The following is a 24,023-nucleotide window of genomic DNA, read 5'->3' as shown; positions in this document are numbered from 1 at the left end:
CGGGGAGGGTCTGTTGCTGCTGATCGGTGATGACTGGGCCGAGGACCACCATGATGTCGAGGTCCAGGACGAGACCGGCCGGAAACTGGCCGCCGCGAACCTGCCCGAAGGAGTGGCGGGCATCGCGAAACTGCACGAACTCGTCGCCCGCCACGGCGGTGAGGACCTGGACCCGGCCGGCGTCGTGGTCGCAATCGAGACCGACCGCGGCTCTTGGGTGCAGGCCCTGATCGCCTCCGGCTACCAGGTGTTCGCGGTCAACCCCCGGCAGGTCAACCGCTTCAAGGAACGGTATGGCTCCTCCGGAGCCAAGAGCGACAAGGGCGACGCGCACGCGCTCGCCGACATGGTCCGCATCGACCGGGCCCAGCTGCGGCCGGTGGCCGGCGACAGCGAGGCGGCCCAGGCCGTCAAGGTCGTCGCCCGCGCCCACCAGACCCTCATCTGGGAACGCACCCGCACCTTCCAGCGGCTGCGCACCACACTGCGCGAGTACTTCCCCGCCGCCCTGAACGCCTACTCGGACCTGACCCTGACCAGCACCGACGCGCTGGAACTGCTGATCAAGGCACCCACCCCGGCCACGGCGGCGAAGCTGACCCGCACCCAGATCACCGCCGTCCTGACCCGCCACCGCCGCCACAACCGGGACGCGAAAGCGGCCACCGTCCAGAGCGCGCTGCGTGAGCGGCAGCTCGGCCTGCCCGAGCCGGTCACCGCCGCCTACGCGGCCGCCGCCACCGCTCACGCCCGTCTGATCATCGCGTTGAACGAGCAGATCGCCGTGATGGAAGAGCAGGTGAGGGCACATTTTCTGGCGCACCCGGACGCTGAGATCTACCTCTCGATGCCCGGCATCGGTGAGATCGTCGGCGCCCGGGTGCTCGCCGAGTTCGGAGACGACCCCACCCGATACACGTCCGCGAAGGCCCGCAAGAACTACGCCGGCACGAGCCCCATCACCAGGGCCTCCGGCAAGAGCCACACCGTCCAGGCCCGCTACGTCCGCAACAACCGGCTCGCCGACGCGCTTCAGACCCAGGCGTTCTCCGCTCTGCGGTCCTCACCCGGCGCCCGCGGCTACTACGACAAGCAACGCGCCCGTGAGGCCGGCTACAACCCCGCCCTCCGCCAGCTCGGGAACCGGCTCGTCGGCATCCTCCACGGCTGCCTCAAAACCCGCACCCGCTACGACGAAGCGACCGCTTGGTCCCACCACACCCACCCCCATGCCGCTTGACACCAAACGACATGGGGTGTCTGACCTCGCAGCGTCCGGCCGACAGGACGGCCCGGCCCCGCACCGCCTGCTCACCAGGCGGTGCGGGGCCGGGCCGTTTCGCGCCCGGGCCCTACGCCTTACGGGTGGCGGCGCCGGCCGGGGCGTACGTACGGCGCAGGAAGCGGCGCAGCGCGGCGATGTCGAACTGGATCACGGCGACGCCCTCGGGGGAGTGGAACTCGACCACCGCCTGGACCCGGCCGCAGGGCCAGATGCGTACGTCCCCGGTCCCGGTCGGCGCCTGGAGGCCGGCCTCCAGCAGGGCGCGGGGGAAGACCCACTCGTTGTCGGTGCCCTCGGGTGACAGATCGGCCGGGAAGACGATCCGCACGGCCAGCGGCTCGGCGGGCGCGAAGCGCAGGGCGACCGGGATGGTCCGGTAGAGGGGATCGTCCGTGATCACCCGGGCGCGGACCCGCTCCTCGACCGGGGTCGTGGTCGTGGATGTGGCGGCGGTCATGGTGGCGGTCGCGCCGGCGGTCGCGGTGGCTGGTGGATTCTCGGCGTTGGCTGACATCGACCAGTCTCCTCGAAATCGGAACATATGCGTCCGTTTGTCCTCCAGCCTCGCACATTCCGACGAAACCGCACGGGTGTTTTTGTGACGGACCCGCTCTTGCCAACGGTTTGCAACTAGGCACTATTCTTGAGCGGTTAAAGAGTGCGTTAAGGCGTAAGGAAGCGGAGCCACTCCATGCATGTGCCCGACGGTTTCATCAACGCACCCGTCTCGGTGGCCGCCGGAGTGGCGGCCGGCGTCGCGGTGGCCGTCAGCCTCCGCGGCGCCCGACGCGAACTCGACGAGCGCACCGCGCCGCTCGCCGGCCTCGTCGCCGCCTTCATCTTCGCCGTGCAGATGCTGAACTTCCCGGTCGCCGCCGGCACCAGCGGCCACCTGCTGGGCGGGGCCCTCGCCGCGATACTCGTCGGCCCCTACACCGGTGTGCTGTGCGTGTCCGTCGTCCTGCTCATGCAGGGCATCCTCTTCGCCGACGGCGGGCTGACCGCCCTCGGCGTGAACGTCACCGTCATGGGCGTCGTCACCGTCGTCGTCGCCTACGCGATCTTCCGTGGGCTGCTCGGGATCCTGCCGCCCACCCGCCGCTCCGTGACCGTGGCCGCCTTCGCGGGAGCCCTGCTCTCGGTGCCCGCCGCCGCCGCGGCCTTCACCGCCGTCTACGCGATCGGCGGCACCACCGACGTGGCCATCGGCAAGGTGCTCACCGCCATGGTCGGCGTGCACGTGCTCATCGGCATCGGCGAGGCCGCCATCACCGCCGCGACCGTGGGCGCCGTGATCGCCGTACGGCCCGACCTGGTGCACGGCGCCCGCGGGCTGACCGCGCCGCTCAAGCTGCGCGTCGGCGGCGAGCTCGTCGACGCCCCCGCGGCCGCCGCCACTCCGGCGGCCGCCCGCTCCACCCGGAAGGTGTGGGCGACCGGCCTGGTCACCGCGCTCGTCCTCGCCGGGTTCGTCTCCTACTACGCCTCCGCCAGCCCCGACGGCCTGGAGAAGGTCGCCGCCGACAAGGGCATCGACGAGAAGGTCGAGGACCACGCGGCCGCCGACTCCCCGCTCGCCGACTACGGCGTCAAGAACGTCGACGACGCCCGGCTGTCCGGCGGCCTCGCCGGGGTCATCGGCGTCGGCGTGACCGTCGCCGCCGGCACCGGGATCTTCTGGGCCGTGCGCCGGCGCCGCACGGAAGAGCTGACCGCCACCTCCGTCTCGGCGGGCTGACATGGGAGCCGGCCACGCCCACAAGCTCTACCGGCACGGGCACACGCCGGTCCACGGCCTGCCCCCGCACTGCAAGCTCGCCGCGACCTTCGCCTTCGTCGTGGTCGTCGTGTCCACGCCGCGCGAGGCGGTGTGGGCCTTCGGCCTGTACGCCGTCCTGATCGCCGCGGCCGCGGCCGTGGCCCGGATCCCGGCCGGCTTCCTGCTGCGGAGGCTGCTGATCGAGGTCCCGTTCGTCGCCTTCGCCGTGCTCATGCCCTTCGTCGCCGAGGGAGAGCGGGTGGAGGTCCTCGGCATGTCCCTCAGCGTCTCCGGCCTGTGGGGCGCCTGGAACGTCCTCGCCAAGGGCACGCTCGGCGTGGCCGCATCCGTCCTCCTGGCCTCCACGACCGAGCTGCGGGCCCTGCTGCTGGGACTGCAGCGGCTGAAGCTGCCGCCGCTGCTCGTCCAGATCGCCTCCTTCATGATCCGCTACGGCGACGTGATCAGCGACGAGCTGCGCCGGATGTCCATCGCCCGCCGCTCGCGCGGGTTCGAAGCCCGCGGGATCCGGCACTGGGGGGTGCTGGCCAAGACCGCCGGCGCGCTGTTCATCCGCTCCTACGAGCGCGGCGAGCGGGTCTACCTCGCCATGGTCAGCCGCGGCTACGCCGACTCGATGCCGGTGATCGACGAGGTCGTGGCCACGCGCACCCAGTGGGCGTACGCGGCCGTACTCCCGGTGACGGCCCTCGCCGTATGTCTGATGGGATGGACGCTGTGAACCTCACCCCTTCGCTGGAAGTCTCCGGCCTCGCCTACGCCTACCCCGACGGACACCAGGCCCTCTTCGGCGTGGACCTGACCGTCGGGCGCGGCGAGCGGGTCGCCCTGCTCGGTCCCAACGGCGCCGGCAAGACCACGCTGGTGCTGCACCTCAACGGCATCCTGGGCGGCGGGGTCGGCGCGGTGACCGTGGCCGGGCTGCCCGTGGAGAAGCGGAACCTCGCCGAGATCCGGCGCCGGGTCGGGATCGTCTTCCAGGACCCCGACGACCAGCTGTTCATGCCGACCGTGCGGGAGGACGTGGCCTTCGGGCCGGCCGCGGCCGGAATGCGGGGCCCGGAGCTGGAGGAGCGGGTCCGGGCCGCCCTGGACCAGGTCGGCATGGCGGACTTCGCCGGCCGGCCGCCGCACCACCTGTCCTTCGGGCAGCGCCGCCGGGTCGCGGTGGCGACCGTCCTGGCCATGCGGCCCGAGATCCTGGTCCTGGACGAGCCCTCGTCCAATCTGGACCCGGCCTCGCGCCGCGAGCTCGCGGACATCCTGCGCTCGCTCGACGTGACCGTGCTGATGGTGACGCACGACCTGCCGTACGCACTGGAGCTGTGCCCGCGCTCGGTGGTCCTCAGCGAGGGGGTCATCGCGGCGGACGGCCGCACGCAGGACCTGCTGTGCGACGAGAAGCTGATGCGGGCCCACCGGCTGGAGCTCCCGTTCGGCTTCGACCCGCGCACGCCCCTCTTGACGCGCCCCTCGCACTGATCGGCGCCGGGGCGCCTTGCGGCCACGCCCGCGGAGCGGCTCATGTCACGGCGGGCCGCTGCGCCGGACCCCGCCCGCCGGGTACCGGGCCCGGTGGGCCGCTTCGGGGGACCCGGGAAGCAGGGTCGTCCGGCGGGCGTTGCATGGTGACGTAGGCGTGGGCGCCATCGGGGCGTCGCGGCAGGTGCTGGGAGTAGACGTGGATGTCCACGGGACGGTGGCGGAGGGCTTCGAGCCCGTCCGGGACGCGTTCGCGCGCAATTTCGAGGTGCTCGGGGACCGCGGCGCGGCCGTGGCCGTCTACCGCGACGGCCGCAAGGTCGTCGACCTGTGGGGCGGCACCGAGGACGCCGACGGCACGGATCCCTGGACGGAGGACACCGCGCAGATCGTCCGCTCCGCGACCAAGGGCGTGGCCGCCGCCGTGCCCCTGCTGCTGCACCAGCGCGGGCTGCTCGACCTGGACGCACCGGTGGGCTCGTACTGGCCGGAGTTCAAGACGGGCGGCAAGGAGCGGATCCTGGTCCGCGACCTGCTCGCGCACCGGGCCGGCGTCCCGGTGCTGGACCGCGGGCTGACCGCCGCCGAGGCCGCGGACGGGGTCTCCGGAGCGCACGCCGTCGCCGCGCAGCAGCCCTTCTGGGAGCCGGGCGCCGAGCACGGCTACCACGCGCAGACCTACAGCTGGCTGCTGTCCGAGCTGGTGCTGCGGGTGACCGGCCGCACGCTGGGCACCGTACTGGCGGAGGAGATGACCGAGCCGCTGGGCGTCGACTTCTGGATAGGACTGCCGGAGACCGAGGCGCACCGGGTGGGCCGGGTGGCCCCGGTCGACCCGCCGTCGGGCGCGGGCATGCTCAGGACCCGGCCGCGGCGCAACGTCTCCGAGGCCTACGCCGACCCGGACTCCCTCACCCGCCGCGCCTTCACGGCCATCGACCCGCTGCCCGACGAGAACGCCCCCGCCTACCGGGCCGCCGAACTCCCCGCCTCGAACGGCATCGGCACGGCGCGCGGACTGGCCCGCTTCTACGGGGCCACGATCGGCGTGGTCGAGGACGGCGCGCGGATCTTCACCCCGGCCACCACCGCACTCGCCGGCCGCGAACTCTCCTCGGGCCCGGACCGGGTGCTCGTCGTGAACACCCGCTTCGGCCCCGGCTACATGCTGCACGGCCCGGCCTCGCCGCTGCTTTCCCCGACCTCCTTCGGCCACCCCGGCCGCGGTGGATCCCTGGCCTTCGCGGACCCGGAGGCGGGCATCGGCTTCGGCTACGTCACCAACGCCCTGGCCAAGTCGGTCACCGCCGACCCGCGCGCCCAAGCCCTGGTCCGCGCCCTGCGGTCATCCCTCTGACGGCTCGGACGGCTGCTCGCGCACGTCGGCCACGGTGGCCCCGGCATACCTGACGAGCTCGCCGGGAGCCATCGGGAACACCGTGTGCGGGGTCCCGGCCGCCGCCCAGACCGTGTCGTGGACCAGCAGCGACCGGTCGGCGAGCACCCGGGTGCGCGTACGGTGCCCGAAGGGCGGCACCCCGCCGATGGCGTAGCCCGTGGTCTCCCGGACCACGGCCGCGTCCGCCCGGGTCACCCGGGCCGCGCCCAGCTCGCGGCCGACCGCCGCGACGTCCACGCGGGAGGCACCGTCCATCAGGACCAGGACGGGTACGCCGTCCGCCGCGAAGACCAGCGACTTGACGATCCGGCCGAGCTCGCAGCCGATCGTGGCCGCGGCCTCGGCGGCGGTCCGCGTGGCCTCCGGGAAGGCCCGTACCTCGGCGTCGATGCCGAGGGCGGTCAGTGCCTCGGCGAAACGGGGGTGCGCTGTGGTCGTCATGCCCGGACGCCAACGCCTTCCGCGAGGAGGCGTCGTCCCGCTTTCCGCCCGCGGGCGACGATCGGCGGGCCGCTGGGCCGGACTCCGTCCGTCGGCCGGGGGTGCCGGCCGGCGGCGGGGCGGGGGTGGTCAGCCGGCTTTGAGGACCTCGGCGACGATCGGCCCCGCGGTGTCCCCGCCGTGGCCGCCGGCCTCGACCATCGCGGCCGCGGCCACGTCGCCGCTGTAGCCCGTGAACCAGCTGTCCGGGCTGCCGGCGCCGTCGACCTCCGCCGAGCCCGTCTTCGCGCCCTTGTCGCCGCCCACCGACCGCATCACCTTCTCGGCGGTGCCGGAGGTCGCCGTCAGCCGCATCATCGAGATCAGCTGCTGCTGCACCGAGGACTTCATCTTCCGCTGCGCCGTCGCGATCTTCCGGCCGTCGAGCTCCGGCGACACCAGGAGCGGCTGGTGGAAGGTGCCGCTGCGCGCGGTCGCGGTGACGGACGCGATGTTCAGCGGGTTCATGGTGATCTTGCCCTGCCCGATGTACCCGGCGGCCTCCTCCGCGCCCGTCGCCGTCGGGACCTTGCCGTCGACGGACTGGATGCCGGTCTTCCAGTCCAGGCCGATGCCGAAGACCTCCTTGGCCTCCTTGGAGAGCGCGGCGTCGTCGTGCATCACGCCGACCGGCTTGATGAAGGCGGTGTTGCAGGACTTGGCGAAGCTCGCCGCGAAGTTCGCGCCCGGAAGATCGAAGTTGTCCAGGTTGTGGAAGGTGCGCCCGCCCCACTGCACCTCCTTCGTGCACTGCGCCGGCTTGTCGGCCGCGACCAGACCCCGGTCGATCAGCATGGCCGCCGTCACGATCTTCATCGTGGAGCCGGGGGCCCTGGCACCCCTCATGGCCGCGTTGAAGCCGTCGGTGCGGTGGTTGGCGACGGCCAGGATGTGTCCGTTGCTCGGCTGGACGGCGACCACCGAGGCCTCGGGGTACTTGGCGACGGCCTGCTCGGCCGCCGCCTGCACCGTGGCGTCCAGGTACGTCTTGAGCGTGCTCGGCTCGCCCTCGACCAGGGTCAGCAGGGTCCGCTTGGGGGCCTCCTTGAGGGCCGGCTCGATCCACACCTCGGCGCCGGGCCTGCCGCCCGACTTGCTGCCGTAGTTCTGGCGCAGTTCGTCGAGGATCGGCCGCAGCGAGGGGTACTTCTCCGGGGTCAGCTCCTCGCCGTTGCGGTCGACGGCCTTGACCGGCGGGCTCGATGCGGCGCCCGCGCGCAGCTTCTCGTCCTTCTGGAGCTGCGGGTGGATCACCGAGGGCTGCCAGTCGACCAGCGGCTTCCCGCTGGTCACCCCGCGCACGACGGTCAGCCGGGAGTCGTAGGCCAGCGGCTTGGTGGTGCCCTCGTACGTGATCTCGGCCTCGACCTTGAAGGGGACGGCGGTCCCGTTCGGCGGGCCGGGGGTGATCACGGCCTTGGACACGTACGCCCTGGTCCGGAAGTCGCCTACGGCGGCCTGCGCGGCCGCGGCGTTGTTCGTCAGATCGGCGGCCACCCGCTCGTCCCCGGCGGCCCATGCGGCCAGGAAGGCCTTTGCGGTCGCGGCGGCCTCCTTCGCACCGACCGGGCCGCTGCCCTTCTCCGCTTGGACGGAGGTTTCGCCGTCCTTGCTGTCGCCGCTGTCCCCGACCAGGGCGTACACCCCGTATCCGGTGCCGCCGAGCATCGCGAGAAACACCCCGCCGACGATGGCGCCCTTCGCTGCCCCGTTCACTGCGTCCCCTCCCCAGGAGTCAGCGGTTCCCTGAACGCGTTCAAAGAACCCTTGGTGTGGACCTTACGTGACGGAGCGTGTCGTTCCGGCCGTTGTTACCGGACCGGAACATCGCGACTGCGAAGGCCGTTGTAGGAATTGATGACGACGACGAGGCTCTCGGCAGTGGAAGCGCTCGGCAGCGGCGGACCGCTGCCCGAGCGGATCTGGTACACCTCCTACGGCTCGAACATGCACCGGGGCCGGCTCGCCTGCTACCTCGCCGGAGGCACCCCGGCGTACCTGGCCGGAGGCACCCCGGCGGGCGCCGTCCGCGGCTATCCCGGGTGCCGCGACCCCCGCGCGCCGGCCCGCTCGGTGCCCGTCGAACTGCCCGGCCGCCTGTACTTCGCCACGGAGTCCGTCGTGTGGACGGGCGGCCGCGCCTTCTACGACCCGTCGGCGCGGGGCCGCCTGCGCGCGCGGGCCCACCTGGTGACCGTCCAGCAGTTCTCCGACATCGCCGCCCAGGAGATGTGCCGGGAGCCCGGGGCCGACATCGACCTCACCCGGGTCCTGCGCACGGGACGCGACGAGCTGGGGCCGGGCCGGTACGAGACGCTGGTCTGTTCCGGCGCCCTGGACGGCATCCCCGTGCTGACCTTCACCGCGCCCTGGGGCATGCACCAGGTGGAATGGGCCAGCCCGGCCGCCGCCTACGTGACGCACCTGGCGGCCGGGCTGCTGGAGTCCGGGGCCTGGCACGCACGGTCCGTCGCCGACTACCTCGCCCGGTGCCCCGGCGCGGCCGGCCACTGGAACGCGGACCGGATCGCAGCCCTCCTGACCGCCCCCTGACCGTCCCCCGACCCGCCCCTGACCTGCCCTCGACCCTCTCGGCCTGAAGTGCGTGCACCGGGGCCGTGCTCTAGCGTCGAAAGGGCGAGGGTGAACGCAGTGTCGAGCCGGTCGCCCCTCCGAGTGCCCGCTCCGCGCCGCCCCCGCCCGTGGTCCGGCGCACCCGCCGATCGCGTGACCGACCGAGAGAGCAGGTGCATGCGCATGCGTCCGTCGGCCCGTATCCCCGGCATCCTCGCCGGCCTCGCCCTCGCCGTCGGCGGCGCCGTCTTCACCGCCCCGGCCGCCCACGCGGACATGAAGGCCTGCGAGCAGTACGTCGCGCAGCACGACGCGAAGGTCACGAGCGGCGTCGCGGAGGCCTGCTACCAGGGGCAGATCGGCAACCAGACCAGCTGCACCAGCAGCCTCACCACGGCCGGCGCCTCCAAGGACGTCGCGGAACAGGCCTGCGAGGCGTCCCGATAGAGACGACGGGGGCCCGGCGCCGTCCGGCACCGGGGCCCTCGTTTGCGCTGCTAGACCCAGGTGTCCAGCCACATGCGGCCGCGCCAGGAGTCCATCGGGAGGGTCTGGCCCGTGTAGATGGGCCAGAAGTAGATGAAGTCCCGTGGTTTTTCGCGCCAAAGGCCCCGACCAGCCAAAACGCAGCTGGCCGGGGTCGCCATGGGGTTACGGGGCCGTCTCTGGGCCGTGATCATGGTCCGGAGCGGCCTTGAACAGCCCGTCTACCGCCTTCCGGGTCCGTCCCTCGCTGCTAGGCATCAGGTGGGTATACGTGCGCAAGGTGAAGCCTGGGTCGGCATGCCCGAGGTACTGGCTCAGGGCCCGGATGTTCTCTCCGGCGTCCAGAAGGACGGATGCGTAGAAGTGCCGCAGGGCGTGCATCCCGTGCTGAGGCGCGGAGGCGTACCGCTCGCCCTCCTTAAGCGGCGGGATGATCCCCGCGACCGCAAGAGCGGGCTTCCACATGTGGTCGTTGAAGTGGCTGACCCGGACGAAACTTCGACCCAAGCCGGGGAAGACGAGCGACTTCGTCACGAGCGGTCCGTCCGGCGTCCGCCAGGGCAGCGTGACTTTGACCGGCGGGCGCAGCTTCGAGTGCGCGCGAAGAGCTGCTGCAACAGAGTGCGGGAGCGGAACGGAACGTGTCTTCCCGCCCTTGGGGAGAGCGAACACGTACTTCCCGCGGATCCGCTTCAGCTGGTGCTGCACGCGGACCCACTCACCGTCGTAGTCCAGCTCCTCTTCGTCGAGCCCGAACACCTCGCCCTGCCTGAGGCCGCATCCACTTGCGATGTCCACGGCGGTCCGCAGGTGCGCTGGCAGGGCCGCGCGTACCGCGAGTACCTGTGTGGTGGTCCACGGAGTGACGCGCGGCTGTGCGGGCTTGGGAACCTGAACGGACCGGGCCCGGCAGGGATTCTTAGAGATCAGTCCGTCATCAACGGCGGCGGCGAACGCGGCTGAGACCGTCCCGAAGATGATCCGGCGGTGCGAAGAGGCGGGAACGTTCTGCTCCAACTCGCCCAGCCATGTACGGATGTGCCCAGGCTGGAACGACGGCATCGGGCGAGTCCCGATGTACGGGTAGGCGTGCAGCCGCAACCGCCGCTCCGCCGCCTCACGGCTGTTGATCTCGGTGGTGTGGGTGGCCACCCATTTCTCGGAGAACTGCTGGAAGGTGATGCGGCCGGCGCGCGGGTCGATGTACTGCCCGCGCGCCATGTCAGCGGCCGTCTCGTTGAGCCACTGCTCGGCGAGCCTCTTCTGCTTGTCAGGGAAGGACTTGGACTTCTCGGTGCCGTCGGGGCCGACGTACCGGGCGCGGTAACGCATGCCGATGCCGTGCCGGTCGCTCTTGACCCGGACGGCCTTGCCGTCGGCGGTGGACTCGCTCTTGTACCAGCGGTCTTGGATGTGGCCTGCCACGTGAAGGGGCCCTTCTGGGGAAGCGCCGAGGGCGGGCCCTGGCGGGCCCGCCCTCGGTTGATGGGTGGTAGGTCAGGCGGCTTGGCTGATGTCTGCCTGCATCTGTTCGGCGATCCAGCTGTGCACGGCGTCGGGGTCGTAGCGGACGTGCTTGCCGACGCGGAATCCGGGCGGGCCGGTGCGCTTCTTGCGCCACTGGTAGACGGTCTCCAGCGGTACGTGGAAGAGGTCAGCGATGTCGTCGGGTGTGAGGTACCGGTCGGGGAGCCCGCGCCGGAGAGTGGCGCGAGGATCGGAGACGGCGGGCATGTGCTCTCTCTCCTCCTGGTCCAGCCTTCTGGGAGTGCCGCAACATCCGCCACGCCGCAACACCACAGGTCAGCGGCTTGGATTTGTGGCGGATCGCGGTTGTGTTGCGGATAGGTGCCGCCACGCGGTTGGTGGCGGCGCCCTGTGAGTCCGGTCGGCTATCCGGCGACGGGGAAGAGCGGTGTGGCGGTTTCTGCGGGCGTGTGGCGGATGGCTGTGGCGGTATCCGCCACAGATTCACCCCGGCTGACCTGCGGTGTGGCGGACGTTGCGGATGTTGCGGACCTGAGAGGGGGCGGGGGGCAGTAGCGGGTCCAGGCGTCCGTGAGGTCTTCGGCGTAGTAGCCCTTGGGGGTACCAGAGGCGGTGCGGATGCCGCGCGGCTTGATCGGCTTGTTGGCGGGGGTGACGTACTGGCCGAGGAGCTTGGAGAGGGTGCGGGCGTTCAGCGGCTTGTCGTCCAGGTCCGCCCAAGGGGCGTCGTCCATGCGGAGCAGGCATTCGAGGATGACGGCCGTGGACATGCGGTCGGCTCCGCAGAACACGCTGTCGCGGAGGTCGGTAAGCAGCCGGACGCCGAGAGAGGACTCGTCGTTGTCCCGCGCGGCCGCGACGAGTTCGAGGCAGGCGGCGCGGGCGCGGTCGGGCCAGTGCCCGCCGGCCGCGTCGGCAACGGCGAGCAGCGGTTCCCACACGTCTGCGGGCCTGTCGCTGACGCCTTCGGGCATGGCGGGCCAGGCACCCGCGATCCGGTCGCGCACCGTGTCGGCCCAGGCGGCGAGTCGGTCGCGGAGCTTGTGGCCTTCCTGCTCGTTGATGCGCTCGCGGTAGGGCTCGACCGTCTCGTTCGGGGCGCGCTTGCGCATGCGGATGATGACGGACCGGGTCAGGATCGTGTCCGGGAGGGAGCCGAGTCCAGCCATGGCCACGGCGCAGTAGGAGGGAAAGCCCTGGACGGTCTGGTTGGAGCCGTCTCCAACGCACCGGTACATGAGCCGCCCGCGTCGGTGCCCGGCGTTCAGGAAGCCCCGGAGCTGCTCATTTTCTCCGGCCTTCGGGCCGAAGACGGTGTCGATCTCATCGAAGAGGATCGTGGGGCGCTGTCCGTCGATGCCGGAGACAGCACGGAAGAGCGCGGACGGCGAGGCGTCCACAGCGGCCATCCGGTTCGGCACCAGGGTCTCTACGATCTCCAGCGCACGGGACTTGCCGGACCCCGGTTCGGGCGACAAGAAGGCGATGCGCGGGGTGGAGTCGAAGGAGTCGAGAAGGTGCGCGTGGGCGTCCCACAGGACGACCGCCACGTAGGCGGCCTCGCGCGGGAAGATGTTGAACCGGCGGTGGAACGCTTCCACCTCGTCCAACAGCGCCGCCCCGTCGATCGACTGCGGGGTGCTCGTGGTGTCGGGCCCGCTCATGCGGCGGCCCTCCCTTCGTGAGTGGTGGTGAGCCGCGGGCATGCGGTGCGGTGGTCGTCGTGGGCCTGGACGAGCTGAAGGACGGCGGGGCGGCCGATCGCGGTCCGCTCGTACCCGCACGAGCACCACGAGCTGGCCCGCACCGGGGCACTGAACGAGGGCGGGGCCACGATGTGCAACCAGCCCACCGGCCGGCGCCCGTCGTCACCGCGCGGGTCAGGGCGAAGAGATGAAAGGACGCCTTCGGCGACGACTTTCAGCGCGCCACTGCCGTCGGCGGCCGGGGCCGGTTCGGCGGAGCTGGGGCCGGTGGGTGTCTGGGTGGGGCCTTCCAAGCGGGGATGGGGTTGGGTGCTCATGCCGTCTCCCGGGCCCGGGCCGTGCGGGCGGAGCTATCCAGGGCGCTGCGGATCGTTGAGCGGCACTCGGCGGTGGTGAGTCCCCGCTCCTCCCCTGCCGCTTGGAAGGCCTCCTCCACCTCGTCGCGGGGGATGTCGCCCCACGCGACGAAGCGCCCCACCTTGAAGGCGCACCGGTTGAGCGTGTTGTTGCGCCCCTTGTCCGGGGCGTTGCGGACCACGGCGCACTCGGCGTCCAGCGCCGCGCGGGCCGCGCTGCCGCCGCTGACGGCCGGGGCCGCCAGCCTCCGCGTCCGGACCGGGGCGGGTGGCTGGAGCATGGGCAGCAGCCAGCCGGGGAGTTCCGCGACCGGGGCCTGGTGGGTCACCTCGTAGGCCCCGGCGGGGGTGGTGCTGCCGGGGGCGACGACGTATCCGCCGACGGCGCGGGTGTCCACGAGCGGCCCGAGCTTGCCCGCCGTGTTCCCCAACCGGATTCCGGCCGGGGCGGTGAAGTACAGGTGGGACCCGCCGGAGGGGGTCCGGGTGCGGTAGGTGGCGGGTACGGGCTGCCCGGCGCGCTCGCAGAGCGCCGTGAAGGTCTCCGCGCCGTCAGGCGCGTCCTGACTGCTGTTGGGCTTGGGGGTGTCGAGGTCGATGACGACCAGTCCGGCGGGGCCGGTGGCCAGGCCGATGTTGTAGGGCTTGTGGGTCCAGCAGCGGACGATGACCGTCTGGTCGGTGGTCGCGCGCTGCTCCCACTTCAGGTGCCCGTCGATGCAGCTTTCGGTGCGGGGGCAGCGCTCTTCGCTGTGGAGCGCGGGGATCTTCGATCCGGGCCGGAGCGGGAAGACGGGCCAGCCGCGGGCGGCGAGGCTGAGTGCCTCGGCTAGAAGCCGCGGCCGGTGGTCTCGCCGGATGTCGGCGGGTTGGGTCATGCTGGGTGTCTCCAGTTCTCGTGAGGGCTGGTGGACGAGGGCGGCCCCGCTTCATTGGCGTGAGGGGGCCGCCCTCGGCGTTCAGTGGCGGGCGTGGTCGGTGGCCAGGTCGATCAGCTGCTTCGCCTCGTCGGGGGTGACGGCGCGGTAGCGGACGTTGACGCGGCATCCGGGGTGCGGGCAGCGGACGGTCTGCTTGCCGGTGAGGAGGGCGACCGCGTCGGAGAGCAGCTCCGACAGCGGCGGCGGGGTCTGGTTCACGGGTTGGCCTTTCAGCGGTTGTTGAGGGTGCCGGTGGCGCGGCCGAACATGCCGGGCGCGGTGATGTTCTGGGTGATGTGCTGGACCGGCGCGGCGCCCCGTCCGGTCCGGCGTGTAGTCCGCAGGAGGGCGGGGGCGATGACGCCGGCGGCGATGAGGGCGATGGCGGCCCAGAGGGCTTCGGTCATGGCGATCAGTCCCGGGGCGGCGTAGGAGATCCCGAATCCGGCGGCGGCCACGCCACCGCCGACGGTCGGGGCGAGGAGTGCGGTGGTCTTGGCCCAGGCCGGGATCGGCTGCGGCGCGGCCGGTTCGGGGGAGGCGGGCTGGGTGTAGGCGAGGGTGCGGTAGCCGCCGGGGAGGGTGACGAGCTGGATGCCGGGCGGGAGTTCGGTGGGCAGCATGACGGGCTGCTGGATGGCGGTGGGGTAGTGGACCGGGTCGCCGTAGCGGGTCGTGGGGGTGGTGCTCGTGCGGGTGGGCTCATGCACCACGGGGCTCCTTCAACAGCACGGGCAGCACCCCGGGAAGGCCGGGGTGCTGCCCGTGGCGGCTTGTCGTCTCGCTTGTCGCGTTACTTGTCGTCCGCTTGTCGTGTGCCTTGTCGCTTGTCTTGTCTTGTCGCTTGTCGCCTCCCAGGTCACAAGCCGTTTCCAAGCCCGTTGGAGGGTCGGCGAGGGCTTCTGTCAGGGGGGTTGGCGACAAGCGACAACTCAGTCCTCGGAGGGTGTCTCCGGGGCGTGCTGGCGGTGGACGTAGCGGGTCTTGGTGCCGGTCCCGATCCGTACGGCTTCGCCTTCCTCGGTCCAGGTCTTGAGCCATCCGGCGACGGTCTGGCGGGTGGTGCCGTAGCGGTCGAGCTGGCGGGCGATGGCGGAGGCGCCGGTGCCTTCGGGACCGGCGGCCAGGAGGAGGGTGAGGGCGGTTTGCTGGGCGGCGTTGTCCTCGGCGCGGTGCGCGGACAGGTTCAGCCCCGGCTGGGTCGGCCGTTCGGCCGGGGGCTGGCCGGGGTCGGTGGTGGTGGCGAACTGGGCGTCGATCTGCCGCATGAACTCCGCCGCCAGTGCGTCCTCGTCCGCGACGGCCGGCGCGGATGGTGCGGTGGCGGTGTTGCGGTGGGCGGAGAGGTTCAGGCCCCCGGCGAGGTTCCCGGCGGCCGGGGCCGGGGTGGTGCTGGCGGCCGGTTCGGTGTCGGGGTCGGTGTGCTGGTGTTCGGTGATCCATGCGGTGCGGGCGTGGTCCCAGCGGCGGGCGTAGTCGGCGCCCGCGGCTTTCGCGGAGACGTCGTCCAGGCGGGGGTGCCGGTCGGACGTGGCCAGCACGATGTCGCGGATCTGGTTGGGCAGGATCCGCCAGGTCCCGAAGAGGGCGACGGGGGATTCGGGGGTGCCTGCGAAGCCGGTGCCTTTGTGTGGTGCCTGCTCGACCCGAAGGCCGCGTGCGCCGGGGAACAGCTTGGAGAGGTCCATGCCCTCGGTTTCGCCTCCGGTGAGGGCCACCCTGGTTTTGGCCTCACGCCGGATCATGAGGTTGCCGAGGACGGCGCCGGTCGCGCCGAGCGCGGTCAGGACGGTGCGAAGGCCCATGGCCCGGAGCATCCGGATCACTTCGAGGATCTTCTTGGCGAGCTTGCGTTTCTCGGGCTCGTTGCTGGTCAGGATCTCGGCGCCCTCGTCGATCACGATCATGATCTGCGGGATCTGCCCGCTGACCGGCAGGAGGTCGGTGTTGGCCTTGGCCATGAGGTCCTGGTAGGCGCGCTTGCGGTAGAGGCCGATCCGCAGGGCCGCGTCGAGCAGCAGGTTGGCTTCCTCGTGGGTGGAGGCGAGCCAGTCGATGCCGGGACGGACCGGCTCGCCGTGGCCGCCTTCCATGGCGGGGCGGATCCACGGGAGGCCGGCGGATCCGGCGTTGAGGTCGATGACCCAGGTCAGGATGTCGGTGGCGCGGGCGAACCCGGCCAGGATGACGTGGACCATGTTCGTCTTGCCGGATCCGGTCGGCCCGACCACCAGCGCGCACTGCTCGCGCAGGTAGGTGAGGATCTCGTCCGCGTTGGTGCGGTAGCCCCACGGGATCCCGGTGTGGATCGACAGGGCGCCGTACTCGGACGGGTACTGGACCTCGGTGGCGAGGACGTTGACGGTGGTGACGTCGATCAGGACGCGGCCTTGGTCGATGCCGGGGGAGGCGGCGGCGCTGCACCCGTGGGGCAGGCGGGCGTCGGCGCTGAGGCGCGCGTTCTCCTGGGCGATTTTCGTGTAGGTGGTGCCGCCGGGCGGGAGTTCGGCGTCGATGGTGAACCCGGTGTTGGTGGGCCACATCTCCACCGCCAGGATCCGCACGGTGATCCCGCAGACCCGCTGGATCCGGTCGACCCACTCGGCGGCGACGGCCCGGCGTTCCGCCGAGAGTTCGCGGGCGACGTGCCGTTCAGCAGCTGCGAGAGCCTCCAGCTCGCGGGCCTCTTCGTAGAGGCCGGTGGCGCGGGCGGAGGCGCCGATCGCGACGCCCAGGGTGGCCAGCGAACCGAGGGCGGCCCAGGTCAGGGGCCCGGTGGCCAGGGCCCAGGTGGTCCAGCCGGATCCGAGAAGCCAGGACGCGGCGCGGGCGCCGATGGTACGGGCGGCCAGGCGCTGGCGCAGGCCGGTTGCGGAGTGGCCGATCGCGCCGGCGGCGCCGACCGCCAGGGCCCAGCTCGGGGGCATGTGGGTGAGGGTGCCGATGGTGGCGACGGCGAACGCTCCGGTGGTCGCGGACAGGGCGCCGGTCACGGGTCCGTGACCGGCGGCCCAGTCCAGCGCCAGCCCGTTGTGTGTGACGGTCTGGTTGCTGGTCATGTCAGACGTTCCAGCCCTTCTCAGCGTCCAGGCCGTTGCGGGGGTCCTCGTGGCGGGCGATGTCCGCCTCGTGGGCCTGGCGGAAGGTCGGGCCCAGCTCCTCGGAGAAGGACACCGAGTTGGCGAACACGGAGTAGAGGTCGGAGAGGATGTCGGCGACGACCTTTTCCAGGGGGAACTCGTTGTCGGAGCGCTCGGCGAGGATCCGCAGGATGTTCGCGATGGCCTGCAGGGCCTCGGGGAGGCCTTCGAGCATGGCGAGGATCTCCATGCAGTTCTCCGGCTCGTACTGCTGGGCGGCCTGCTCCATCTCGGCGGCCAGTTCCTCGAACCTGAACCCGGAAACGTTGCTCACGTCGTGTGCTCCTTGACTGGTGGGCGGTGCGGGAACGTACGTGGCGGGCCGCTCGACGCGGGCCCCGACCTGCTCGTCGTCCTGGTCCTGCTCGGCCGCCACCTGCTCTTCGGCGGCCTCCTCGTCGTCTTCGAGCTGGTTGTGGATGGCCTCATCCCGGGCCTCGCGCTCGGCGCGCGCCCGGCCGACCAGGAACCGGTAGAGGCGCCGGCCGGGATGCATCAGCCAGCCCCAGCCCAGCCACCGGCCGAGCGGCGTGGTGACCAGCCCGAGGAGTCCGACGCCCGCGCCGAGAACCCCGGCGAGGGCCTTGCGGGCGTGGAAGCGGGCGGCCGACCGCAGCAGGGCCTTACGGGCCGCCTTCTGCGCGGGCGCCTTCACCTGGGCGAGGCGCTTGCGGTACGCGGCCGTCTGAACCTGCGCGCGGCCCTTGCCCACCGCGCGACCCGCGCTGCGGTCCCGGGCAGTGCGGGCAGCTCCGACGGCCTTGTCGCGAACGGCAGCGGCCTTGCCCATGCCCTTCGCGAGGGTCCGCGCTGCCAGGCCCCGGGGCTTGGCAGCGGTCGCGGCCGCGCGCTCGGCCGCCTTCGCGGCCCGGCGGGTGTCCGCGACCTGACGGCGCGCCTGAACGGCAGCCGTGCGGGCGGCCATCCGGGTCGGTGTCTGCGTACGGGACTGGGCCCGCAGCGCCTGCACCTGCCCGGCACGGCCCCCACCCAGCCCGGCGACCGCCCGCCCGGCACGCTGACGGGCTGACGAATCACCAGCCTTGCCCGTGCTCGGGCTGGTACTGCCCGACCGGGGCGAGGTGCCCCCACGGTGGCGGGCCTGGCCACCGGTGGCGTTCCCGCGGGCCGCCGTTGCAGGCCCACCACTACGAGCGGTGGTCCGGGGCTGGGCGGGGATCCGGCCCAGGAGGCCACGGCCCGCGTTCGCGGACCGGGCGCCGCTCTGGCCGGAGCCCGTGGTGGTGGCCTTCGAAGCGGCCCTGCCCTTGGTGGACTTGGCCCCCTTGGACGCTTTGGCGTGCTGGTGGGCGGCGACGGTACCCAGGACGGCGGCGCCGGTCATCGCGATCACGGCGGCGACCGGACCACCGGCCAGGGCGGCCGTGGCCAGCAGCCCGGCCGTCGCGTTCGTCCCAGACAAGGACAGCGGCACCACCGGGAATCCGCCAGGGGTGTGCTCGACCTGCTTGGCGCCGGTCTTGGTCTCGCTGGTCTCCGGCGTGGCCAGGGCGGGGGTGGTTTCTTCGGGAGGAGCTACCGGTTCGGTGAGGATCTCGGTCATGCTGAACGGGCCCCCTTCGGGGAGGAGAAGGGCCCGGCCGACGCTGTAGGAGGTGGGTGGCCGGGCCCTTGCTGATGCAGGTCAGAGCTGGTTGGGCTCCAGCGCGAAGAACATGACGTTGGCGGTCGCCAGCTCGGGGCGCTGCTCACCGATCTCGCGCTTGATGGCCATGAACACGTCGTGCCGGGTCCAGCCGACGGGCGGGGTGTAGGTGCCGTACTGCGTGCTGACCGCCCGGCCGGGGAGCTCCAGCGTGAGGACCCAGTGGTGCGATCCCTGCACGGCGGGGGCGGGGCTGCTGGTGTGCGAGGTCTGCGTGGACACGTGATCTCCTGAAGGTGTCGGGGTGGTCAGGCGACGCGCTGTTCGGTGAGGTCGTGGCAGGGGGTGCACATGCCGAGCGAGGACGGGATGACGTACCCGGCGTCGCGGCGGCAGGAGGGGCACCAGCGGCGGGCGGCGTTCGCCTTGGCAAGAGCCGCGGCCCGCCGGACGGTCATCGGCCGGACCGGCTTGGCGAGGTCGAGCCGGTACAGGTAGGCCACCAGCGGCCCGCGCCGACGGCGCGGCCGCTCCAACTGGGCGACGACATCCTGACCGCCCGGCCGAAGCCCAGCGGCACGAAGCTGACGACGCGTGGCCAGCCCATCCGGCGCCAGACACCACCGGTACACAGGCAGCGTGCCCATCACCCAGTCCCGGCGGGTACAGCGGTCAGGCGGGGGCGGTCGCTGTCGTCGCGGGCGGCGAGGATCTGCTTACGTCCCCAGGACTCGCTCATGCCGTACGCCTCACCCAGCGCGCGGGCGGACAGGGGGCGTGCGGCCTGTACGGATTCGGCGTACGTGCGGCGGGCCTCCTGCCGCAGCCGCTCCAGTTCAGCCTCCTCGAACACGTCCTCCTGCCCCGCTGTTTCGTCGGCGTGTGCGGGCTGTGCGGTGACGGCGTGCGGGGTGTGCGGACTCTCCGCACGCTCGCCATCCGCATACGCGGTGAGCTGTGGCAATGCCTGCCGAACCAGCACGTGCGGGGTATCGGGAGCAGGAACGGGTTCGCGGTCGACCTCGACCGTGTCCAGGGTGTGCGGCTGCTGTGCGGGGCCGTCCGCACGCTCCCCGCACGGCCCGGCGTCGACGGGTTCCGGGCGGTGGTGGAGGACCTTGGCCACGAGGTCGGAGCCGAAGTAGATGGACCCGACCGGCAGCGACGTGGCCAGCAGTACGAGCGCCCAGTTCGCCGGATCCCATTCGGCCAGCCGCATCCACTCGATCTGTTTCGAGTGCAGGGCCGGAACGAGGCCGTGGACGTAGTTCAGGACCAGCGAGGCGGCCGTGTAGGCGGCCAGGACCCGCAGGGCGAACCGGCGGGCATCCCCGGTGAGGACGAGCGCGGCGACTAGGGCCAGCGCCATCAGGCCGTCCACGACGAACGGGTACAGCGTCGCCGCCGTTCCGTCCGCGCCGATGGCCTTCGCCACGTCCCGCAGCGCGTTCCACGACACCCGGAACGCCATACCGACCACGGCGACCAGGGCCAGCACCAGCAGTGCCTTGCCCCGCCGGTTCACCGGCTGTCCTCGATCGGGCGGACGTCGAGCGCAGCGAGTAGGCGGACCCGGTCCGTGGCGTCGCCGTGGAATTCCTGCCACTCCCACTCCGCCCCGTCCGCGCCCTCGTAGCCGAGACCGGCCAGAGCGGCAGCGCGCTCAGCGAGGGTGGGGACGGGAGTGGAACGGCCGAAGTCGTGCTCCGGCCAGTCCTGCGAGGGGGTGCCGTTCGTAACGACGTAGACCTCCCACTCCCCGGAGTAGCCGTTCGCGAGGCGGGCACTGGGCATCATGCGGCACCACCCGGCATGCTCACCGCAGCGGCGGCCCGGTTGGTCAACGCCCGCCGTACGGCCAGCACCTTGCGACGGGCCCGGCGGATCCGCCGCTCGTCCAGCTCGGTGGCCGGCCGGTCCAGTACGGCGATCCGCGCGTCGACCAGTTCGACCTCCGCCAGGATCAGCGGCATCTCCCACTCGATCGCGTCCAGCTCCGCGTCCGACGGCTCCAAGCCGTCCGACCACGGGGTAACGAGGTTGTGAAGTGCAGCGATGTGCTTCATGAGTCGTGTTCTCCCTAGCAGGTGGACGGCTCGAAGCGGCCCCGGTGTTCGAGCACCGGGGCCGTACGCCGTTGGGGCGGAAGGTCAGGCCGGTCGCGGGTAGTGGCTGACGCTCGGCTGGGTGTGGAACGGCTGGTCCTGGCAGTCCTCGGCCCAGCTCTAGTGGGTCCAGCAGGTCTTGCGGTCGTCGCCGTGCATTCCGGCGTCCTCCAGCTCGTTGTCACGCTGGATGGCCGAGGCGAGCTTCTTGTTCATCTCGAACCCCTTCCGGGGCCGGTCTCTCCGGCTCCCCTCAACCCCGTCCGTACGACGCTGAGGCGCCGGACGGACGGAGGAGGCAACCGGCCGCGGCCCCGATAAGGGCTGCGGGCACGAGCCGCCACCGGCTATCCCGGTGTGATCGGCGGCTCAAGGGGCGACACGAAGGGCGTATCCACTCGCACCGGTCCAGCGCGAATGGGCCCAAAGTCTTAAGCGGATCACTGCGTCCTCCTAGGTCGTTCCAGTCGTGGTGTTGCACTGCAAGGGGGACCAAGTCCCCACTCTCCGGCCGTTGCTCGCGGTCGCCGGGCCACCTCGCCAGTTGGGCCGAAGCCCTTTGCGTCCTACCTGGCCTATAGCGGGATTGCAGCGTCCCCGCCCTCTGCTGTGGACCCGCTCTGTCCGGGGGCCCTTGCCTTGCGTACACAGCTCGTTCCAGGCATCCATGCAGGTCAGCGCGGAGTAGCCGCACTCGAAGCATGAGATACATGCTTGAACGTGTATCTCACATTGGCGGTTTTGGATGAGGCTGTCAAGCTCTGCGCCTCAGCCGGTCCGTCTTGTGGTGTGACATCAGAGTGCCGTCGAAGGGCGGGACGAAGTCACCGCGTCCCTGGACGACTTGGGACGTCCTCGATAGCGTTCTGAGGGGCGACTACGTCCCTGGACGTCCCTGGGGGTGGGATGGCGAACGAGCGGTTAAGGTCCGCGATGCTGACGCAAGGCGTCGCCGTGGATGCCCTGGCGGAGCACCTTGGGGTCGACCCCAAGACGGTGGAACGCTGGATCACCAAAGGGAGGGCGCCGTACCGGCGGCACCGCCTTGCCATCTCGGCCTTCCTTCGGGAGGACGAGGGCTATCTGTGGCCCGATGGCCTGCCGGATGGGCAGCGTAAGGACGCTGCGGATGCCGAGGTGTTGAAGGTCTACCCGCATCGTTCCTACGTGCCGGCGGACCTATGGCTCCAGCTGTTCGGGCGGGCGGAACGGGAGATCGGCGTGCTGGTGCACGCGGGTGTCTTCCTCGCTGAGAATCCGCGCTGGCCGCAGCTGCTCAGGTTGAAAGCGGCAGGCGGTGTCCGGGCCCGCATCCTGCTTGGAGACCCGGACAGCCCAGAGATCCGGCGCCGAGGGGATGAAGAGGAAATCGGCGAAGGCGTGGCCTACAAGGTTCGCGAGGTGATGAAGCTCTATCGCCCCCTTTACTCGGTTTCGGGGATCGAATTCCGGCTTCACAGGTCGACTCTGCATAACTCGCTCTACCGGTCGGATGACGAGTGGCTGGTGAACACGCAGGTGTACGGGGTGAGCGCGCCCCTGACGCCGGTCCTCCATCTGCGCAAGGTCGCCGGTGCTGAGCTGGTCTCCACATATCAGCAGAGCTTCGAGAAAGTCTGGTCCGAAGCTGTCCCCATTGAAAGGTGAGCATGAGTCGCCGTACTGACTACTTCAACGATCCCAACGCGCCGAAAGCCAACAGCATCGTGCCTGCGGTGACGGCATTCGTCGTCAACGATGCGGGTGATGTGCTGATGGAGCGGCGATCGGACAACGGCCGGTGGGGCATGCCGGGGGGCGTCCAGGAGATCGGGGAGAACATCGCGGGGACGGTCGTCCGGGAGGTCCTGGAGGAAACCGGGATCCAGGTCGAGGTGGTCGGCCTGGTAGGTATCTTTACCGACCCCGGCCATGTCATCGCGTTCGCGGACGGCGAGGTTCGTCAGGAGTTCTCGCTCTGCTTCCGGGCCCGACCGGTCAGTGGCGAGATCAGGGTGAGTTCGGAATCCCTGGAGGTGCGGTGGATTCCCCGCGCAGAAATCGAGTCTCTTGACGTATCGCCCACCACGCGCCGGCGGCTGGAGGAAGGCTTCCGCGACTCGTCCGTCCCCCGGATCAGCTGAGCTTGGACTGCTCCGTCTCGAAGCTGCGCTGACGCACCCGGGCGACCCGGGCTAGCAGCTCGGGCCGAGCCGCGGATACGGCCCGGAACACGACGTGTTCCGGGCCGTACCGGTCGAGAACCTCCGTCAGCCGCTCCGCCGGATCCACGAGCGCGCCCACGGGGCTGCTGGTCAAGTCGCAGTAGGTGATCGCGTCCACCAGCACGGGCTCTGCGGGGCCGAACTCCGCCAGCATCTCGCTCAGCCCCAGCTCGGAGGCCTCCCAGGGGGAAGACGTGTGGAAGGCCACGATGCTGCACAGCCGGGGGTCGGCACCCACCACGTCGCGCAGATAGCGCGCTCCGTCGATCATGTGCTGCCCCGTGTCCACCGCCGCGCGGGCGTATCCGACGTCGTGCGCGATGGCCGCGGCGGCCAGCAGCTCCGCATCCTCGCCAAGTGCCGGGGCCAGCGTCAGGGCCTGGAAGTAGACGCGCTGTGAATGGGCCCACCGGGTCGGCAGGCTTTCGGCAAGCAGGGACTCCGCGAGATCGTGAGCCCACTTGGCCAACTGCATGTGAGTGCCCCCAAGCTGTCGATAATCAGGACGCCGGGCCCACGAACCGCCCGACTCCGTGCTGAGCGTGAACGTGCCCGGCGCCTTCGAGTTCGTGCACGGCGCGGCGGACGGTGCCCCGCGCGACTCCGTAGGTCTCGGAGAGTTCGGACTCGCTCGGAAGCCGAGCGCCGGCGGGCAGTTCACCCGTCCGAATGCGGTCCAGAAGGTCCGCCATGATCCGACGGTACGGCGCCACCTGTGACCCGCCGCCGACCTGGCGGCCGACCCCGGCGACGGTGGTCACGTCACCTGCTTCCTCCAGGGCGCGGAGCGCGCGGCGGACGGTAGTACGGGCCACGCCGAAGTCCCGCCCGATCTCCGCTTCGGACGGAAGGCCATCGGGGTAGGCCCCCTCGGCGATCCTTGCCCGCAGAGCCTCAGAGATCGTCAAGTACGTCCCACGAGGGCTGGGGTTCGTCACGCATTCCTCCTTCTTCCGCCGCATGCGCGGTGGTGCCTGTCGGCGCCGCGCGATCCAGCTTCGCACGTCGCTGC

At 71.4% G+C, this 24,023-nt stretch carries 28 protein-coding genes; 9 read left to right on the top strand and 19 right to left on the bottom strand.

What is annotated here, in order from left to right; all coding sequences use genetic code 11:
• Window positions 1-13: 13 nt before the first annotated feature.
• Entirely contained in the window at window positions 14-1,240 is a 1,227-nt protein-coding gene (locus OG332_RS18015) for an IS110 family transposase (protein ID WP_327419279.1), read from the top strand.
• Between the two features lie 112 nt (window positions 1,241-1,352).
• On the opposite strand, the gene OG332_RS18010 is transcribed toward OG332_RS18015, so the two are convergent.
• Entirely contained in the window at window positions 1,353-1,799 is a 447-nt protein-coding gene (locus tag OG332_RS18010; RefSeq protein ID WP_327414437.1) for an SsgA family sporulation/cell division regulator, read from the bottom strand.
• Between the two features lie 177 nt (window positions 1,800-1,976).
• Here OG332_RS18010 and OG332_RS18005 point away from each other — a divergent pair, with 177 nt between their 5' ends.
• The 4 genes from OG332_RS18005 (at window position 1,977) to OG332_RS17990 (ending at window position 5,904) form a co-directional block, all read left to right on the top strand.
• Window positions 1,977-3,023 (top strand): energy-coupling factor ABC transporter permease, encoded by a 1,047-nt coding sequence (locus OG332_RS18005; RefSeq protein ID WP_327414436.1) that lies wholly within the window; start codon window positions 1,977-1,979, stop codon window positions 3,021-3,023.
• A 1-nt stretch (window position 3,024) separates the two neighbouring features.
• Window positions 3,025-3,786, top strand: a complete 762-nt coding sequence (gene cbiQ / locus OG332_RS18000) for a cobalt ECF transporter T component CbiQ (RefSeq protein ID WP_327414435.1) — start codon at window positions 3,025-3,027, stop codon at window positions 3,784-3,786.
• Window positions 3,762-4,547 carry an energy-coupling factor ABC transporter ATP-binding protein gene (locus OG332_RS17995; protein WP_327414434.1) on the top strand — a complete coding sequence of 262 codons (786 nt, stop codon included), beginning with the start codon at window positions 3,762-3,764 and terminating at the stop codon, window positions 4,545-4,547. Before cbiQ ends, OG332_RS17995 begins: the two co-directional genes overlap by 25 nt.
• Window positions 4,548-4,746: 199 nt before the next feature.
• Window positions 4,747-5,904: a serine hydrolase domain-containing protein gene (locus tag OG332_RS17990; RefSeq protein ID WP_327419278.1), complete on the top strand. Its 1,158-nt coding sequence runs from the start codon at window positions 4,747-4,749 to the stop codon at window positions 5,902-5,904.
• On the opposite strand, the gene OG332_RS17985 is transcribed toward OG332_RS17990, so the two are convergent.
• The gene (locus tag OG332_RS17985) at window positions 5,893-6,387 is read right to left on the bottom strand and encodes a YbaK/EbsC family protein (RefSeq protein WP_327414433.1); all 495 of its coding nucleotides are present in this window, start codon (window positions 6,385-6,387) and stop codon (window positions 5,893-5,895) included. The genes OG332_RS17990 and OG332_RS17985 overlap by 12 nt on opposite strands.
• Window positions 6,388-6,516: 129 nt before the next feature.
• On the bottom strand, window positions 6,517-8,142 hold the full coding sequence (locus OG332_RS17980; RefSeq protein ID WP_327414432.1) for a penicillin-binding transpeptidase domain-containing protein: 1,626 nt from the start codon (window positions 8,140-8,142) through the stop codon (window positions 6,517-6,519).
• A 141-nt stretch (window positions 8,143-8,283) separates the two neighbouring features.
• On the opposite strand from OG332_RS17980, the gene OG332_RS17975 reads away from it, so the two are divergent.
• Window positions 8,284-8,979, top strand: a complete 696-nt coding sequence (locus OG332_RS17975; protein ID WP_327414431.1) for a histone deacetylase — start codon at window positions 8,284-8,286, stop codon at window positions 8,977-8,979.
• A gap of 198 nt (window positions 8,980-9,177) precedes the next feature.
• Entirely contained in the window at window positions 9,178-9,447 is a 270-nt protein-coding gene (locus OG332_RS17970; RefSeq protein ID WP_327414430.1) for a hypothetical protein, read from the top strand.
• 204 nt (window positions 9,448-9,651) lie between these two features.
• Here OG332_RS17970 and OG332_RS17965 read toward each other — a convergent pair whose 3' ends face one another.
• From OG332_RS17965 to OG332_RS17900, 14 genes are all read right to left on the bottom strand, one after another.
• Window positions 9,652-10,911: a tyrosine-type recombinase/integrase gene (locus OG332_RS17965; protein WP_327414429.1), complete on the bottom strand. Its 1,260-nt coding sequence runs from the start codon at window positions 10,909-10,911 to the stop codon at window positions 9,652-9,654.
• A gap of 72 nt (window positions 10,912-10,983) precedes the next feature.
• Entirely contained in the window at window positions 10,984-11,220 is a 237-nt protein-coding gene (locus OG332_RS17960) for a helix-turn-helix domain-containing protein (RefSeq protein ID WP_327414428.1), read from the bottom strand.
• 158 nt (window positions 11,221-11,378) lie between these two features.
• Window positions 11,379-12,638 carry a DUF3631 domain-containing protein gene (locus OG332_RS17955; RefSeq protein ID WP_327414427.1) on the bottom strand — a complete coding sequence of 420 codons (1,260 nt, stop codon included), beginning with the start codon at window positions 12,636-12,638 and terminating at the stop codon, window positions 11,379-11,381.
• Entirely contained in the window at window positions 12,635-12,997 is a 363-nt protein-coding gene (locus OG332_RS17950) for a hypothetical protein (protein WP_327414426.1), read from the bottom strand. The genes OG332_RS17955 and OG332_RS17950 overlap by 4 nt, the downstream gene beginning before the upstream one ends.
• Window positions 12,994-13,914 (bottom strand): bifunctional DNA primase/polymerase, encoded by a 921-nt coding sequence (locus OG332_RS17945; RefSeq protein WP_327414425.1) that lies wholly within the window; start codon window positions 13,912-13,914, stop codon window positions 12,994-12,996. The genes OG332_RS17950 and OG332_RS17945 overlap by 4 nt, the downstream gene beginning before the upstream one ends.
• A gap of 81 nt (window positions 13,915-13,995) precedes the next feature.
• A complete protein-coding gene (locus tag OG332_RS17940; protein WP_327414424.1) occupies window positions 13,996-14,175 on the bottom strand; it encodes a hypothetical protein in 180 nt (59 codons plus the stop codon).
• An 11-nt stretch (window positions 14,176-14,186) separates the two neighbouring features.
• Complete coding sequence (locus OG332_RS17935; RefSeq protein ID WP_442816168.1) at window positions 14,187-14,666, bottom strand: hypothetical protein; 480 nt, start codon at window positions 14,664-14,666, stop codon at window positions 14,187-14,189.
• 222 nt (window positions 14,667-14,888) lie between these two features.
• A complete protein-coding gene (locus OG332_RS17930; protein ID WP_327414423.1) occupies window positions 14,889-17,015 on the bottom strand; it encodes a hypothetical protein in 2,127 nt (708 codons plus the stop codon).
• A gap of 1 nt (window position 17,016) precedes the next feature.
• Window positions 17,017-18,660, bottom strand: a complete 1,644-nt coding sequence (locus OG332_RS17925; protein ID WP_327414422.1) for a hypothetical protein — start codon at window positions 18,658-18,660, stop codon at window positions 17,017-17,019.
• Window positions 18,661-18,741: 81 nt separating this feature from the next.
• Window positions 18,742-18,984, bottom strand: coding sequence for a hypothetical protein (locus OG332_RS17920; protein ID WP_327414421.1), 243 nt, complete (start codon window positions 18,982-18,984; stop codon window positions 18,742-18,744).
• A 26-nt stretch (window positions 18,985-19,010) separates the two neighbouring features.
• Complete coding sequence (locus OG332_RS17915; RefSeq protein WP_327414420.1) at window positions 19,011-19,349, bottom strand: RRQRL motif-containing zinc-binding protein; 339 nt, start codon at window positions 19,347-19,349, stop codon at window positions 19,011-19,013.
• Complete coding sequence (locus tag OG332_RS17910) at window positions 19,349-20,227, bottom strand: DUF2637 domain-containing protein (protein WP_327414419.1); 879 nt, start codon at window positions 20,225-20,227, stop codon at window positions 19,349-19,351. Before OG332_RS17910 ends, OG332_RS17915 begins: the two co-directional genes overlap by 1 nt.
• Entirely contained in the window at window positions 20,224-20,499 is a 276-nt protein-coding gene (locus tag OG332_RS17905) for a DUF6303 family protein (RefSeq protein ID WP_327414418.1), read from the bottom strand. The genes OG332_RS17910 and OG332_RS17905 overlap by 4 nt, the downstream gene beginning before the upstream one ends.
• Window positions 20,496-20,768: a DUF6284 family protein gene (locus tag OG332_RS17900; RefSeq protein WP_327414417.1), complete on the bottom strand. Its 273-nt coding sequence runs from the start codon at window positions 20,766-20,768 to the stop codon at window positions 20,496-20,498. The genes OG332_RS17905 and OG332_RS17900 overlap by 4 nt, the downstream gene beginning before the upstream one ends.
• 945 nt (window positions 20,769-21,713) lie before the next feature.
• Here OG332_RS17900 and OG332_RS17895 point away from each other — a divergent pair.
• Together OG332_RS17895 and OG332_RS17890 are read left to right on the top strand one after the other, a co-directional pair.
• The gene (locus tag OG332_RS17895; protein WP_327414416.1) at window positions 21,714-22,454 is read left to right on the top strand and encodes an XRE family transcriptional regulator; all 741 of its coding nucleotides are present in this window, start codon (window positions 21,714-21,716) and stop codon (window positions 22,452-22,454) included.
• Window positions 22,455-22,456: 2 nt separating this feature from the next.
• On the top strand, window positions 22,457-22,930 hold the full coding sequence (locus tag OG332_RS17890) for an NUDIX domain-containing protein (RefSeq protein WP_327414415.1): 474 nt from the start codon (window positions 22,457-22,459) through the stop codon (window positions 22,928-22,930).
• Here OG332_RS17890 and OG332_RS17885 read toward each other — a convergent pair.
• Both OG332_RS17885 and OG332_RS17880 read right to left on the bottom strand, forming a co-directional pair.
• The gene (locus tag OG332_RS17885; protein WP_327414414.1) at window positions 22,923-23,486 is read right to left on the bottom strand and encodes an HD domain-containing protein; all 564 of its coding nucleotides are present in this window, start codon (window positions 23,484-23,486) and stop codon (window positions 22,923-22,925) included. The two genes, OG332_RS17890 and OG332_RS17885, sit on opposite strands and share 8 nt — an antisense overlap.
• Window positions 23,487-23,511: 25 nt before the next feature.
• Window positions 23,512-23,949 carry a GntR family transcriptional regulator gene (locus OG332_RS17880; protein ID WP_327414413.1) on the bottom strand — a complete coding sequence of 146 codons (438 nt, stop codon included), beginning with the start codon at window positions 23,947-23,949 and terminating at the stop codon, window positions 23,512-23,514.
• Window positions 23,950-24,023: the final 74 nt, after the last annotated feature.

The sequence above is a fragment of the Streptomyces sp. NBC_01233 genome (assembly GCF_035989305.1).
Taxonomy (GTDB): Bacteria; Actinomycetota; Actinomycetes; order Streptomycetales; family Streptomycetaceae; genus Streptomyces.
This window is presented reverse-complemented; position numbering and strand designations above follow the sequence as displayed.